The 14,689-nt window shown below is 62.6% G+C and carries 10 protein-coding genes; 6 read left to right on the top strand and 4 right to left on the bottom strand.

Annotation, left to right across the window (positions count from 1 at the left end):
* Positions 1-19: 19 nt before the first annotated feature.
* Together treZ and treY are read left to right on the top strand one after the other, a co-directional pair.
* On the top strand, positions 20-1,924 hold the full coding sequence (gene treZ, locus G3T16_RS22175) for a malto-oligosyltrehalose trehalohydrolase (RefSeq protein ID WP_163496632.1): 1,905 nt from the start codon (positions 20-22) through the stop codon (positions 1,922-1,924).
* Positions 1,902-4,781 carry a malto-oligosyltrehalose synthase gene (gene treY / locus G3T16_RS19120; RefSeq protein WP_163496631.1) on the top strand — a complete coding sequence of 960 codons (2,880 nt, stop codon included), beginning with the start codon at positions 1,902-1,904 and terminating at the stop codon, positions 4,779-4,781. The genes treZ and treY overlap by 23 nt, the downstream gene beginning before the upstream one ends.
* Positions 4,782-4,805: 24 nt before the next feature.
* Here treY and G3T16_RS19115 read toward each other — a convergent pair whose 3' ends face one another.
* Positions 4,806-5,879 (bottom strand): mechanosensitive ion channel family protein, encoded by a 1,074-nt coding sequence (locus G3T16_RS19115; protein ID WP_197911754.1) that lies wholly within the window; start codon positions 5,877-5,879, stop codon positions 4,806-4,808.
* Positions 5,880-6,169: 290 nt separating this feature from the next.
* Between G3T16_RS19115 and G3T16_RS19110 the strand changes: the two genes are divergently transcribed.
* The 4 genes from G3T16_RS19110 (at position 6,170) to G3T16_RS19095 (ending at position 10,493) form a co-directional block, all read left to right on the top strand.
* Positions 6,170-6,685, top strand: coding sequence for a (2Fe-2S)-binding protein (locus tag G3T16_RS19110; RefSeq protein ID WP_163496629.1), 516 nt, complete (start codon positions 6,170-6,172; stop codon positions 6,683-6,685).
* Positions 6,678-8,897, top strand: a complete 2,220-nt coding sequence (locus G3T16_RS19105; protein ID WP_163496628.1) for a xanthine dehydrogenase family protein molybdopterin-binding subunit — start codon at positions 6,678-6,680, stop codon at positions 8,895-8,897. Before G3T16_RS19110 ends, G3T16_RS19105 begins: the two co-directional genes overlap by 8 nt.
* Positions 8,894-9,862, top strand: coding sequence for an FAD binding domain-containing protein (locus tag G3T16_RS19100; RefSeq protein ID WP_163496627.1), 969 nt, complete (start codon positions 8,894-8,896; stop codon positions 9,860-9,862). The genes G3T16_RS19105 and G3T16_RS19100 overlap by 4 nt, the downstream gene beginning before the upstream one ends.
* Positions 9,863-10,175: 313 nt before the next feature.
* A complete protein-coding gene (locus G3T16_RS19095) occupies positions 10,176-10,493 on the top strand; it encodes a DUF2383 domain-containing protein (RefSeq protein ID WP_163496626.1) in 318 nt (105 codons plus the stop codon).
* Between the two features lie 152 nt (positions 10,494-10,645).
* Here the strand turns inward: G3T16_RS19095 and G3T16_RS19090 are convergent, their stop codons facing one another.
* The 3 genes from G3T16_RS19090 to G3T16_RS19080 are packed head-to-tail and all read right to left on the bottom strand — an operon-like array spanning position 10,646 to position 14,663.
* Positions 10,646-12,232 (bottom strand): FG-GAP repeat domain-containing protein, encoded by a 1,587-nt coding sequence (locus tag G3T16_RS19090; RefSeq protein WP_163496625.1) that lies wholly within the window; start codon positions 12,230-12,232, stop codon positions 10,646-10,648.
* Between the two features lie 20 nt (positions 12,233-12,252).
* Positions 12,253-13,593, bottom strand: a complete 1,341-nt coding sequence (locus G3T16_RS19085) for a spinster family MFS transporter (RefSeq protein ID WP_163496624.1) — start codon at positions 13,591-13,593, stop codon at positions 12,253-12,255.
* Positions 13,590-14,663 carry a serine hydrolase domain-containing protein gene (locus G3T16_RS19080; protein WP_163496623.1) on the bottom strand — a complete coding sequence of 358 codons (1,074 nt, stop codon included), beginning with the start codon at positions 14,661-14,663 and terminating at the stop codon, positions 13,590-13,592. Before G3T16_RS19080 ends, G3T16_RS19085 begins: the two co-directional genes overlap by 4 nt.
* Positions 14,664-14,689 lie beyond the last annotated feature (26 nt).

The raw sequence follows: 14,689 nt of genomic DNA, 5'->3' as shown, positions 1-14,689 counted from the left end.
GTGAGCGGGAGGGCAGTTCATGAAACGGCAACACCTGATGCCCTTTGGTTGCGAGACAGCCGCAGACAACAGCACCCTGTTCCGGCTGTGGGCGCCTGCCATGACAGAGTTGGCAATCGAATACACCACACCTCAGGGGGACTTGCGCAGCGCGCCCATGGATGCCGCCAGCGATGGCTGGTTTCACGCCCGTATCGACGAGTGTGGCGCCGGCAGCCTGTACCGCTTTGTACTCGACAACGGGATGCGGGTACCCGATCCGGCCAGTCGCTACCAACCGGACGGCGTACACGGCCCCAGCGAAGTGATTGTGCCAGGGAGCTTCGCCTGGCGTGACGGGCACTGGCGGGGACGCCCCTGGGAGGAAGCGGTAATCTACGAACTGCATCCGGGCTGCTTCAGTCCCGAGGCGGGCTATCGGGGTGTAATACAGCGCCTCGACCATCTGCTGGAACTGGGGGTGACTGCGCTGGAGCTGATGCCGGTGTCACAGGCGCCGGGTCGCCGCAACTGGGGTTACGATGGCAGCTATCCCTATGCGCCCAGCTGCATCTACGGCCGGCCGGAAGACCTCAAGCACCTGGCCCAGGCGGCGCATGAACGCGGCCTGATGGTGTTGCTCGACGTGGTCTACAATCACTTTGGACCGGAAGGCAACTACCTGCATGCCTACGCCCCGGATTTCTTTACCGACCGCTATCATACGCCCTGGGGCCAGGCCATCAATCTGGACGGCGCAGGAAGCGGCACAGTGCGCGAGTTCTTCATCCACAACGCGCTGTACTGGCTGACCGAATATCATCTTGATGGCTTGCGTCTCGACGCCGTGCATGCCCTGCACGACAGCTCGGCCCCGGATTTCCTGGAGGAGTTGGCCAGCCGGGTCCGCGCGCTGACAGGTAGTGAACGCCACGTTCACCTGGTCCTGGAGAATGACCACAACGCAGCCCATTACCTGCAGTCAGGGCACGATGTCCGACCCGGCTATGACGCGCAGTGGAATGATGACATGCACCACTGCATGCATCTGCTGCTGACAGGCGAAAGCAATGGCTACTACCAGGATTACGCCGACAACAGCCTGCGCCGCCTTGGCCGCTGCCTGGCCGAGGGTTTTGCCTATCAGGGCGAATACTCGCCCTATCGCCGCAGCTGCCGCGGCGAGGCCAGCAACCATTTGCCGCCGTCAGCCTTCGTCGCCTTCATGCAGAATCACGACCAGATCGGCAACCGGGCCTGCGGTGATCGCCTGTCAGTGCTCGCGCCCGCTGCGCCCCGGCAGGCGCTGACTTCGATACTGTTGCTGGCCCCGTCACCGCCACTGCTGTTCATGGGTGAGGAATGGGCTACCCGCCGGCCCTTCCTCTATTTCTGTGATTTTGACCATGAACTCGCTGAAGCCGTGCGCGATGGCCGCAGGGAGGAATTCAGCCACTTCCCCGAATTCGCGGCCGGGGATACCTCGCAGCAGATTCCCGACCCCAATGCGCCGGCAACCTACCAGGCCAGCTGTCTGGACTGGAGCGAGCTGACCCAGCCCGACCATCAGCACTGGCTGGCCTACTATCAACAGTTACTGGCCTTGCGTCACCAACACCTGCTGCCGGTGCTGGCCGCGCTCAATCGCGGGACGGCCAGAGTACTGGCAGACGATCGGTATCTGCAGGTGGAATGGCGAAGCGGCGCGATGCGCTGGAGCCTGCTCGCCAATCTTGCCGATGCCGCGATTGAAGTCGATGCCGACGGCCTGACCCCGGACCAGCCCCTGTTTGCCAGCAACAGCCTGCAGCCCCAGGGTAGCCGCTGGCTGGCTCCGCCCTGGCACACAAGCTGGTATCTGCACTGCGCGGACCATGGCGAGCCGGCTCGCGACATCCCAATGGCCAAGCGGGAGACGGGCAATGGCGACAGCACCCATGAATGAAGCCATGTTGCAGAATCCACGGCTCAGAGCCACCTATCGTGTGCAGCTCAACAGCAGCTTCACCTTTGATGATGCGTCTGCGCAGCTTTCCTATTTCGATGCACTCGGAGTGAGCCACCTCTACAGTTCCCCGTTTCTGAAGGCGCGCGCAGGCAGTACTCACGGCTACGATATCACTGACCACAACAGCTTCAATCCCGAGGTAGGCGACGAACACAGCTTTGCCGCGCTGACCGATGCGCTGGCCGGGCACGGCATGGGTTTGATACCGGATTTCGTTCCCAACCACATGGGTATCGGCAAGGCAGACAACAACTGGTGGCTGGATGTGCTGGAGTGGGGTCAGGCATCGCCCTATGCCCCTTACTTCGATATTGACTGGCAACAGGCCACCGCCCCTGTTCGCGGCAAGCTGCTGCTGCCATTCCTGGGAGACATCTACGGCACAGTATTGGAGGCCGGCGAACTGCAATTGCGCTGCGATCCATCACAGGGCAGTTTCGCCGTGCATTACCACGAACACCTCTACCCGATCGGACCGCGTCACTACGCCGGCATCCTGGCCACGGTCATCGCGGTCTCGCCGGCTTTGGCGCCTCGTGAGGAGCTGCAGGCGCTGGCCCAGCAATTCCGGACCCTGGGCATCAGTGGAGCTTCGGCGGCGCGGCAGCAGCAGTTGCGGCGGCAGGCCACGCAGTTGAAAGCTCGCCTCGCTGCCCTGCTCGAACAACATCCGCAGCTGCTGCAGGCCATCGAACACGGCCTGCAGCAGTACAACGGTGTACCGGGCCGCGGTGCCAGCTTCATCCATCTGCATCGCCTGCTGCAACGCCAAACCTACCGCCTCGCTTACTGGCGTGTGGCAGCTGACGAGATCAACTACCGCAGGTTTTTCGATATCAACGATCTCGCCGGTATTTGCGTGGAGCGCGAAGCGGTGTTCGAGGACGTCCACAGGCTGATGCTGAAACTACTTGCAGCAGGCAGGATCGACGGGCTGCGCATCGATCACGTCGACGGCCTGTACGATCCCGCCGGCTATTGCCGCAAGCTGCAACGGGCGGCAATGGCAGTTAGTGCAAACAGCGCACAGCCGCTGTATCTGCTGATGGAAAAGATTCTGGCCGACCACGAGCGACCTCGGCCGGACTGGCCGGTAGCCGGCACCACCGGTTACGAAGCCCTCAATCATATCAACAGGCTGTTCCTGCCACCGGCGACACTGGCTGCACTGGAACGTTTTTATCTCCGTTTCAGCAGCCAGGAGAGCTTCGATGAGGTCCTCACCCGTGCCAAACGGCAGGTCATCGAGCATGTGCTGGCCAGCGAGATACAGGTGCTCGCCAACCGATTTTCCCGTCTGGCGGAAACCAGCTGGCACACCCGGGACTTTACTCTGGCCGCGATACACAGCGCCCTGACTGAAATCGTGGTGTATTTCCCGGTCTACCGCACCTATACCACCGCGGCCGGTCCCGATCCCGCCGATCGCCGTGATATCGACTGGGCCGTCGGCCTCGCCAGGCGCAACAACTCTCTGATCAATCCCGCCCTGTTCGAGTTCCTGCGCGGGATCCTGAGCACAGACCTGGCCCGGCCCCGCAGTGGCTTCAATCGCAACGAGGTGTTGCGCATTGCGATGAAATTCCAGCAGTACACTGGACCGGTAATGGCGAAAAGCCTGGAGGACACCGCCTTCTATCGCTACTTCCCACTGCTGTCTCTCAATGAAGTGGGCGGCGATCCGCGCCGTGTGGATTCGTCGATGGCAGGTTTCCACCACTTCATCGCGGACCGCGCCGAGCATTGGCCCCACGCGATGGTCACTACTGGCACCCACGACAGCAAACGCGGTGAGGACGTACGCGCCCGTCTCAATGCGCTGGCCAGAGTACCGCGGGAATGGGAACTGGCCGTGCGCCGATGGACCCGCTTGAATCGCAGCAAACTGCGGGTGCTGGATGAGCAGCAAGTTCCCAGCCGCAACGAACAATACTTTCTGTACCAGACCCTGGTCGGCAGCTGGCCGGCGGCCTGGAGTGACGGCGGCAAACCCGATGACGATGGACTGGCCCACTACCGGGAGCGAATCTCCTCATACATGCTCAAATCACTGCGCGAGGCCAAGCTCAATTCCAGCTGGCTGCATCCCGATGAGGCCTATGAGAGCGCTGTGACCGGCTTCGTCGACCAGTTGCTGCACACTCCGGATACCCCCTTTGCGCTGGAACTGGGGGAGTTTGCACAAGGCCTTGCACCACTGGGGGTCGTCAACAGCCTGGGCCAGACCACTCTCAAGTTCACCCTGCCCGGTGTTCCCGATATCTACCAGGGCACTGAACTGTGGGATCTGCACCTGGTGGATCCCGACAACCGCGGCCAGGTCGACTACCAGCTGCGTACGAGGCTGCTCAGGGAAATCAGTGCGCAGGCGACACACGATCCGGCCGGCCTGGTCAGCGAACTGTCGGCGACCTGGTCCGATGCCCGCATCAAACTGTACATCATCTGGCGACTGCTGGACCTGCGCCGCCGCAGGGCAGAGCTCTTCAAGAGCGCCAGCTACCACCCGCTGGAAGTGACGGGCGCTGACGGCAACACTGTCTGCGCGTTCGCGAGATCGCAGGGCGGCTCCCAAATAGTGACCGTGGTGGCCTGCGCCGCCACCGTCACAGCAGGTGGCCGCTACCCGTTCGGCCAGGACTACGCTGGCGCCGTGCTGCTGGGCGAGTATGGCTCTGGCGGTCTGCGGGATGTGTTGACCGGTATCAGGTTCCGGCCCGAGGGCGCGGCGGGCTCGCTGCCACTCGCAGCCCTGCTGGCGCGGCTACCGGTGGCAGTGCTGGAAACTGACTGAGACCCGGATGAGTTTTGACAGGATTCAGTGATCAATCTTCTCAGTCTGCGAGTTTCGCCGGTTCACAATATCGAGCTCCGCGCGGTAGCGCGGCAAGGCCCCGGAATGCTCCCGCTGCAGAAAACTGATCAGCGCCTCGCGCACCCGGCAGCGCAGCTCCCAGGCACGGCCGGAATCGGCGGCAGATACCAGTATCCGCAGCTGCATGCACCGCTCACTGGCATCGGTCACTTGGATCGAGGCTACCCGGCCATCCCACTCCGGCGCCTGTTCGCAGATTCGCTGCAGTTCCGCCCGCAGCGGTTGCAGCGGCGTGCTAAAGTCCAGCCAGAGAAAGACCGTACCCAGTAATTCGGCGGTTCTGCGGGTCCAGTTCTCGAACGGGTGCTGGATAAACCATTGCAGGGGAATGATCAGCCGGCGCGAATCCCAGATCGCCAGTACCACGTAGGTACCGGTGATTTCCTCCACCCGCCCCCATTCGCCCTCCACGATCAGAACATCGTCGATGCGTATGGGCTGGCTCAGCGCGATCTGCAGTCCCGCCATCAGGTTGCTCAACATTGGCTGGGCCGCCACCGCGGCGACAATGCCGACCAGTCCGGCCGATGCCAGCAGGCTGGCCCCCACCGCCCTTACCCCGGGAAACGTCATCAGCATGATCGCGACCCCGACCAGCAAGACGATTAGCTGCACGCTGCGGCCTATCACCCGGGCCTGGGTGTAGATACGCCGTGCCGCCAGGTTGTCAGCCACAGTCAGCGGGTGCCGGGAAATAATCACCTGCATCCCACCCTGAATGAGCGCCATGGCCATCCAGGTCAGCGCACCGATCACCACCAGCGCATTGGCGTGCTGCAGTGCCGCAAGCCACCGCCAATCGGGCGCTCCCAGCCAGACTGGCAACACAAATACAGTGGGCAACAACAGCATCGCGGGAGGCCGGGTATAGCCGACAAACAGGTTCGCCGACGGGAGCCGTGCGGTAAGCCGCAGCAGCAGACGATACACGATCTTGTGCGTCACGATGCCAATCATCAGGGCTGCCAGGACAGCCAGCGCCAGCCGGATTGCCGGCTGGCTCAACCAAAAGCTCATGGTGTCAATATCCATTGTTACGTCCCATCACTGTGATTTTACTGGCAACATGGCGGTCCATCGCCGGGCAAACCAGACTGCAAGCACCGGAAAATAATCGATTCAATATACATGCCAGATGGAATTGCGGCCGAGCAGAAATACCAGTATCGCACCGCCCGGCGTCGGCGAACACAGACGACAGGGGCGCTTGCTGACGGCACTGTCCGGCGCTGTACAGGCAAATCACCTTGACTACACACTGATCGGGTCTAGCCTTTTCTGTAGATATGCAACGGCAGCGCAAGACCATGGAAATCATCGAAGCCCAGTCCGGATATACCTCTTTCACTCTGCAGGTCAATGGCCAGCGCTACGCGCTGAATGTGGAGCCGCGCCGTACGCTGCTGGATGCGCTGCGCATCGATTGCGGCCTTACCGGCGCCAAGAAAGTCTGTGAAATGGGGAACTGCGGCGCCTGCACCGTGCTGCTCGATGGCGCCGCTGTCTATTCCTGCCTGGTGTTGGCGGTAGAATGCGAACAGCGACAGCTCACCACCATCGAAAGCGGTGCCACCGGCAATACGGTCGGCGCGTTGCAACGGGTGTTCATCGAACACGATGCGCTGCAGTGTGGCTACTGTACCCCAGGACAGATCATGAGCCTCGCGGCGCTGTTCGATCGCGACCCGTCGCCGAGCGAGGCATCGATCACCGAGGCGGTCGCCGGCAACCTCTGTCGTTGTGGAGCGTATCGTCATATTCTGCAGGCCGCGCAGTCACTCGCCGCTGCCGGCGCGAACGCGGCCGGATCCGAAGATGACTGATACGCCGCCGTGCCCGGTGATGTCGGTACCTCGGCGGGAAGCCCACCAGAAGGTGACCGGCCGCGCTCATTACAGCAGCGACATCCTGTTGCCCGGACAACTGTATGCCGGCATTTTGCGCAGTCCCCATGCCCGGGCACGGGTCCGGCAGGTGGACGACTGCGCGGTGCGCAAGGTCGCGGGCGTCAGGGACGTGATCACCCCTGGCGATGACCCCGGCTTTTACTGGTATGGCGAGCAGGTGCCCACTCTGGGCGAGGAGCTGCGGTTCGTCGGCGACGAGATCGCCGCGCTCACGGCCGACAGTGAGGAAGCGGCGACGGATGGCCTGCGCGCATTCGCAGTCGACTACGAGGTGCTGGAACCCGTGGTCGGTCTCGATGACGCCGCGCGCGACGGTGCGCCGCTGGTGTACCCGGACAAACCCGGCAATCTCGCCGCCAAACCACGGATCTACTCCCGCGGTGACATCAAGGCCGGTTTCGCTGCCGCCGAGGTGGTGGTGGCGGGAACCTGGACCACCCAGACTGCACTGCACAATGCGCTGGAGCCCCATGGCTGCAACGCCTGGTGGGATGGCGAACTGCTCAATCTCTGGGTATCCACCCAGTCGATATTCACAGTGCGGGACAACGTAGCGAGCAAGTTGGGCCTGCCACTGAACCGGGTACGGGTCCACGCACAACACATCGGCGGCGGCTTCGGCGCCAAGCAGGTCGACTGGAAGCCAACCGTGATCGCAGCCATTCTCGCCCGCCGCAGCAATCGTCCGGTGAAGCTGATGCTGGACCGCGAGGCAGAGAATCTGGCGGCCGGCAACCGCAACGCAACCCGCCAGCAGCTCAGACTGGGGGCGACCCGGGATGGGCGGTTGTGCGCGATCGCGGCGACGATCGATATCGACGGCGGCGCCTATACCCTGGGCGGCGAGAACAGCATGGTGGCCGGCTGCTATCAGCAGCTGTACGACTGTGACAACGTATACACAGAACAGCGGCAGTACTACAGCAACACCGGCCCGGCCGTAGCCTTTCGCGCACCGGGCTATGTCGAGGGGACCGCTGCCCTGGAGCAGGCGATGGATGACCTGGCCCGCGAGCTGGAGCTCGATCCCTTCGCCCTGCGTGAGCGCAATTACAGCTCCCGCGACCAGATGCGCGACAAGGTGTATTCCTCTCCCGAGGCGCTGCGGCGCTGCTACAGCGCAGCGCGGCAAGACTTCGATTGGCCGGTGCGGTCACAGCCCGCCACACCGCGCAAGTGCCGCGGTATCGGTATGGCCGCCAGTGTATGGCCGGCAGGCAGCAGGAACCCGCCTGCATATGCCACCGTCATCGTCCAGACGGACGGTTCAGTCAGTGTGCTTAGCGGCACCCAGGACATCGGTACGGGTACCCGTACTGTGCTGGCGCAGGTCGCCGCCCAGGCGCTGGATCTGCCCGTCGATCAGGTAGAGGTTGTGATCGGCGATACGGCGACCGAACTGTATGCACCGCCCAGCGCCGGCAGCGCGACCCTGGCCACGCTGGGGCCCGCCGTGCACGCAGCGGCCCTGGAGGTCCGGCAACAGGTGCTGACACTCGCCGCGCAAGAGCTGAAGGCCGAGCTGCAGCTACTGCGACTGGAAAATGGTACCGTCGCCGGCACGGCCGAGAGTCCCGCTGTTCCGCTTCGGGAACTGGCTGGCGCGGCTCCCCCGGGATCACTTCGGGCCAACAGTGCAATCCAGAGCAAACCCGGTGCGGTCGCTACCTGTACGTTCGCGGTGCAATGCGCGGAAGTGGAAGTGGATCTGGATACCGCGGAGATCACGCTGCTGAGGTTAACATGTGCACCGGACTGCGGCGCCGTCGTCAATCGCCTGCTGGCCGACAGCCAGGTCATCGGCGGTGTCACCCAGGGCCTGGGATTTGCCCTGACCGAAGCACGGCTGGTCGACGATGCCACCGGCCTGGTGCTCAATGCCAACCTGGAGGACTATCTCGTTCCCACCGCAGCTGACGTACCACCTATCAACCATGCAGTCGTCAATTTGCCGGACGTTTCCGAAAACCCGCTGGGCATCAAGGGGCTCGGGGAGCCACCCATGATTGCGACGGCGCCGGCGATAGCCAATGCGGTCAGGGACGCGTTGGGTGTGCGGTTGCGAGACTTGCCACTGACGCGCCGGCGCCTGCTGGAAGCACTGAAACAGTCGGGGACGGGACGATGAGACCGCTCAGCTACACTGCCAGCGCCACGCTCGATGAAGCTGTCGCCGGACTGGCCGCCGGCGACCGGCTGCTTGCCGGGGGCACGGATCTGCTGCCGCTTCTGAAGGCCGATGTGCTGCGCGCATCCCGCCTCGTCGACATCAAGCGAGCCCCTGTGCCCGATGACATCCGGAGAGTAGCGGGCCACATCCGCATTGGCGCGCTGGCGACGATAGCGGCGATTGCCGACCACCCACTGCTCGAAGGTCCCTGTTCATTGTTGCGCCAGGCAGCCAGGGAAACGGCAACCGCCCAGATTCGCAACCGTGCGACGTTGGGTGGCAATCTGCTGCAGCGGCCGCGTTGCTGGTACTACCGCAATTCCCGCAGCCATTGCTGGCTCAAGGGAGGAGCAGATTGCCCGGCGATCGAAGGGCATCATGAGCACCATGCCATTTTCGACGACAGTCCGTGCCGGGCAATCCATCCCTCTGACCTCGCCGGTTGTCTGCTGGCACTGAACGCCGAGGTCGTCCTGTTCGGCCTGGCTGGTGAGCGCAGTATACCGCTGCGCGAATTCTATCAGCCACCCGAAGACGAGCGGCGCAAGGAAACGGTACTGGCGCCCGACGAGATAATCACTGGCATCGATATCCCGGAATTGCCCGACAACTGGCGCAGTATTTACCTGAAGGCCATGGAGCGCAAGACCTGGGCATTTGCGCTGGTGGGCATCGCTATCGTGTTACAGCGCAGCGGCGACACCATTGACGAGGTGCGCATCGCCGCCACCGGTCTGGCGCAGATCCCGCGCCGGCTGGTGTACTGCGAACAGGCCCTGGCTGGCACCGCCGGTACCGGCGACCAGATAGGGGCCGCACGTGATGCTCTGGGCCACGGAGCCCACCCTCTGCCGGACAACGGCTACAAACTCGATCTCGCCCGGGGCCTGCTCGAGAGGGGACTGCGAACCTTGCTGAGCTAGTGGGCCACAACCCGCATCGGCGTTGGGCCTGGTCCGACGCGAGGACCTGATGCGATGGATGGCACTGCGTGGCGATGTCAGCCGCTCAGGACTTGCAAGGCGCACCGCTGGATAATTGGTCGGGCGACTCGGCCGCACATGCTCAGGCAACAGGGATTTTTACCGGGGCCCCCGGGAATTTTACCGGTACCGACATCAGGTGAGCATAGTGCAGGGCCAGAAAGGGCGTCGCCCTGCGTTTTTACGGTACTGTGGGGAGCTGGCATCCCCTTTGCTTGGTTCGTTGTGGGACTGGACAACGAGGAGACATGATATGCAAAACTCCAATCGGAACGATGACATCAACACACTCAACGAATTTCTCAAGTCCGAGATGTCGGCGGTGGAAACCTACGACCAGTGTATCGACAAAAAACCGGACCCCGCGGTCGTGCAACAGCTCAGTGAGCTGCGCCAATCCCATGCCCAGCGCGTGGATCTGCTCAGGGAACGTATCGTGGCCCTGGGCGGCGATCCCACAGACAGCTCGGGCATGTGGGGAAGTTTTGCCAAACTGGTGGAAGGTGGCGCCAAGGCTCTCGGCGACAAATCCATGCTGGGGCGCTTGAAGAGGGCGAGGATCGGGGGCTGAACGAGTATCGCGGCGAGATCGACAAACTGTCACCGGATACGCGGCAACTGGTCACCAGCATGATTCTCCCTGCCCAGGAACAAACTCACGCTACCATGAGCCGCATGACCCGTTGAATCAGCGGGTCGACCGCTGCCACACTTGGCAACGGCTCATTCCTGCTCCAGTTTGTTGGGAGCCACAAAGGTCACCTCTTCTTCGTACCTTTCGATCCAGTCCGATGGGGGAAGTGGCAACGCGCGGCTGTCCTGGGTTCTTGCCGGCGAAAATGCCGCAGCGGGCTGCTGTGTACGCAGCTGTTCCAGCCAGAACACGCCGTCGTACTCGCCGCTGTTGCCGCGTGTCGCTACCAGATCGACGTCGCCGTCACCATCCAGGTCGAGCGGGACAAACGCATCATACATGCCGCGGACCCGCCGCGATATGTCGTGGCGCTGCCAGCCCAGACGCGGATCGCCCGGATTCCGGAACCAGGCAATCCGCCCCACAGTCGAGGAGGCGGTGACACGCGGATCATCTTCATTGCGTGAAGCGCCAGAAAATCCGCCGGCCAGAATGTTGAGCCCGGAGTAGCCGCCGCTAATCACGTCGAGATGTCCGTCGCCATCGATGTCGGCGACGGCAATACCGGCGACAAAGTCCGGCAGAGTGTCGCCAATCGGGAAATAGATCCAGGGCTGGTCCAGGCTCGCAGGCTGTTGCAGCCAGCCCAAGCCAGCCATCAAGGGCGACCCAGGCACAGCTTGTGGCGTCTCATAGACTGCCACGATCAGGTCTTGCCGCCCGTCCCCGTCGAGATCCGCGAACACGGATTGAAAAGCGCTGGAGACCCCCTGCCAGTCCTCCGGTGCCGCAAAGCCGGGTACGATCCGGATCGGATGTTCCTGCACGATGAGGTTTCCGTCGTCCTCAAAACCCACTACCTCGAGTATCGCCATTTCCAGGCGCAGCCGGTCGGCGACCAGCACGTCCAGGTCCCCGTCACCGTCGATATCCACCGGCATGGCGGTATTGGGAACGAGCTGCGTCGCCAACACCTGTTCGCGCCAGCTCGACTGATCGAGTGGGTCGCCGTCGATCAGGAACAGGGAAGTCGGGCGCTCCGCAGTCTGCGGCCCGGCCGGATCGATAATATCGGCGGCGCCCTTGTTGGCCCCCAGAATGTCCATTCTCCCGTTCTGATTCATGTCGGCGATGAACACCCGGAGCCAGGATCCGCGGCCTTGGGTGATCTCGGGTATCAGCCGGCCCCAGGGTTCCTTTCGCGCGCCGTCGCCTGGGTTCTGGAAGTAGACCAGGTGCGCTTCCTCGCTCGCGGCCATCACGTCTGGCCAGCCATCGTCGTTGATATCGCCGACAGCGACATCCTCGATTGCTCCGACCTCCGCGCCTTGCCCTATGGTGACATTCGCCCACACATCGGGCCGTTCAGTACCAAACGCGATGCGCAGGTGATTGGAGTCCTCATGCGCGGAAATGATGTCGAGGTGTCCGTCGCGGTCAATGTCTGCCATCACCAGCCCGTCGGCGCCCCTGATGGCGGTACCGCCATTGGTTTGTTCATCGTCGACCAGATGTTCATGCCACGAAATATAGCGTCCGTCGGCAGCTTTCGCCTCGCCGGGTGATTCGGCCACGCTGGGAGTGCCGGCATTGTCCGCTGATCCAGGCGCAGGTGAGGGCCCGCAGCCCGCAGCAAGCAGGGCGAGCGCGGCGAGAAACAGAGCATAACGGGTCATGGGCGGGGTACCACACTGGTTCATTTGCCCAGCCTCGCAATGTCCTGGCGAATGGCATTGGCGGCTAGCACATAGTGCAGACATGCCCACAGTGCCGCTATCACGCCGCAGATCAACAAAGCACTGGCCAATGGTGTTGCGAGGCCGCGGCTCACAAAATGGTCGCTCAGCATCCCCACGCACACGGGTCCCAGCCCCAGGCCGATCAGGTTCAGGACGAAAAACAGAACGGCGGACGTCAGCGCCCGCATACGGGCGTTCACCAGACTGTGGGAAACGGCGAGCACCGATCCCAGATAGGCTGCCGAAAGAAAATGGAACGGCGCCGTGAGCAGCAGCGCGATGGTCACGGACCCGGAAGTGAGGATCATCACCAGCACCGGCACAATAAAAAAGGTGAGTATTGCCGGAATCCACAAGTACCAGCGGGCGTCCCGTACGCCAAAGCGGTCAGCGGTCCAGCCCCCGAAGAAGGAACCGAGCCCGCCGCCGATTCCTGTGGTCAGTGCCATCCAGGCGCCGACGGTACTCAGGCTGAGGTCAAAATTGCGCAGAAAATATGATGGCAACCAGTTGCCGATGCCATAGATGATGAATGCCTGCAGGCTGGCCGCCAGCGCAATGTTGCGAAACGACTTGCGCGACCAGAGCAGACGGACAACGTCCATCATCGGTGGCGTTGTGATGGAGCTCTTTACCGCTCCCTCTGACCAGCCGCGGACGGGTTCGCGTATCGTCAATCGCACGATCACGGCGAGCGCGACGCCGGGCAGGCCCACCACGAAGAAGGCCTGGCGCCATCCGAATGTATCCGCAATCCAGCCACCGAGCGCAAACCCGAGCAGGATACCGATATAGATGCCAATCGAGTAGATGGAAAGTGCGACGGCGCGGTTTCCCGGCTTGAAGATGTCGGAGATCATCGAGTGTGCCGGCGGGCTGCCGCCGGCTTCTCCCACACCAACCCCGATTCGCGCCAGCAGCAGGTGGGTGTAACTGTTGGCCAGACCGCTGACGGCGGTCATCACGCTCCATACCGTCAGGGCCAATGCGATGATGCTGCGACGCACACCCCTGTCCGCCCAGCGGGCGATCGGAATGCCGCAAACCACATAGAACAGCGCGAACGCAAAGCCCGTCAACAGACCCAGTTGCGTATCGGAAAGTCCCAGCTCAGCCTTGATAGGCTCCTGCAGGATGACCAGCAGCTGTCGGTCGATGAAATTGAACGCATAGACAATGGTGAGAATGGCCAACACATAGCCGCGGTACAGGCGGCTCGCGTACGGTACCTTCACCTGCTCATCCGCTTCGGGAAGCTGCGTGGAGGGCACTGCCAGACCGGCTCTTTCATTGTTCATTTTGACCTCGCAGGTAGCGCTGCCATCAGCAACGACCAGAAATGTTCATTGAAGTTATCCGCCGCAGCATCACCAAGACGCACGACCACCAGATCCAGACTCGGCACGATGTAGAGTTTTCGTCCCAGTGCCCCTTGCGCGGCAACCAGATCTTCCGGCGCTGCAGCGGCCAGCACATCCTGCCCCGCCTCGCCAGGCGGCGGCTGCAAAGCGTAGCCATTGAGCCACCACAGAAAGCCGTAGGCCGGATTGAGGCTCTGCGAGGGAGAGGTCGCGGCATCAAGATAGTCTTCGGACACCAGACTACAACCGTCCCAGACACCGCGCGCCAGGATGAGCTCACCGATGCGGGCCAGATCGCTGGCAGAAGTGTAGAGACCCAAGGGGTTGGCATCCACGCTGGCCGTGACCCAGGGACGCTCTCGCCAGGCGGTATCCTCCAACCCGAGAGGTTCGGTCAACCAACGCGCCGTCAGAGTCGCGATATCCTGGTCGGTGACCTTTTCAAGCACAGAGGGAAGCTGACTATAGGCACGTGTGTTGTACCGCCACAGCGTACCGGCTGATGCCTCATGCTCCAGGCCGGGCGTCAACCCGGAAGTCATGGACAACAGATGTCGTACGGTGATTGCCGCCTCATGCTCACCGGCGCGGCTCCAGCCAGCGCCCAGATACGCGGAGACCGGTGTCTCCAGCTCCAGCAATCCCTGGTCCAGCGCAATGCCTGCGAGCAGCGATACCACACTCTTTTGCAGCGACGCCACGTCTTCAATCGGCGCCCCCGCCGCCGACTGCCCGCCCAGAAACAATGGATATCGGGATTCGGCGCGCTCTGTCACGGCCCAATACCGCTGCGCAATGATTTCACCTCGATGCACGATCACGACGGCGCTGGTGCTCTGGCCCCTCGCATAATCCAGGGCCGACTGGAGCGCAGCACTGTTCCAATCGTCGCCGCCGACAGCCCAAGCCGATCCCCCGGATGAGCCAGCGGCGATGACGAAGGCCAGCTGCGCCAATCCAGCCAATCCCGGCTTGACAAAATCGCGAAACTGTAGCGCCAACGTCATCATTACCCCTGATCGATGTGGTGCTC

Origin of the sequence: Kineobactrum salinum, assembly GCF_010669285.1 — a bacterium.
Taxonomy (GTDB): domain Bacteria; phylum Pseudomonadota; class Gammaproteobacteria; order Pseudomonadales; family Halieaceae; genus Kineobactrum; species Kineobactrum salinum.
This window is presented reverse-complemented; position numbering and strand designations above follow the sequence as displayed.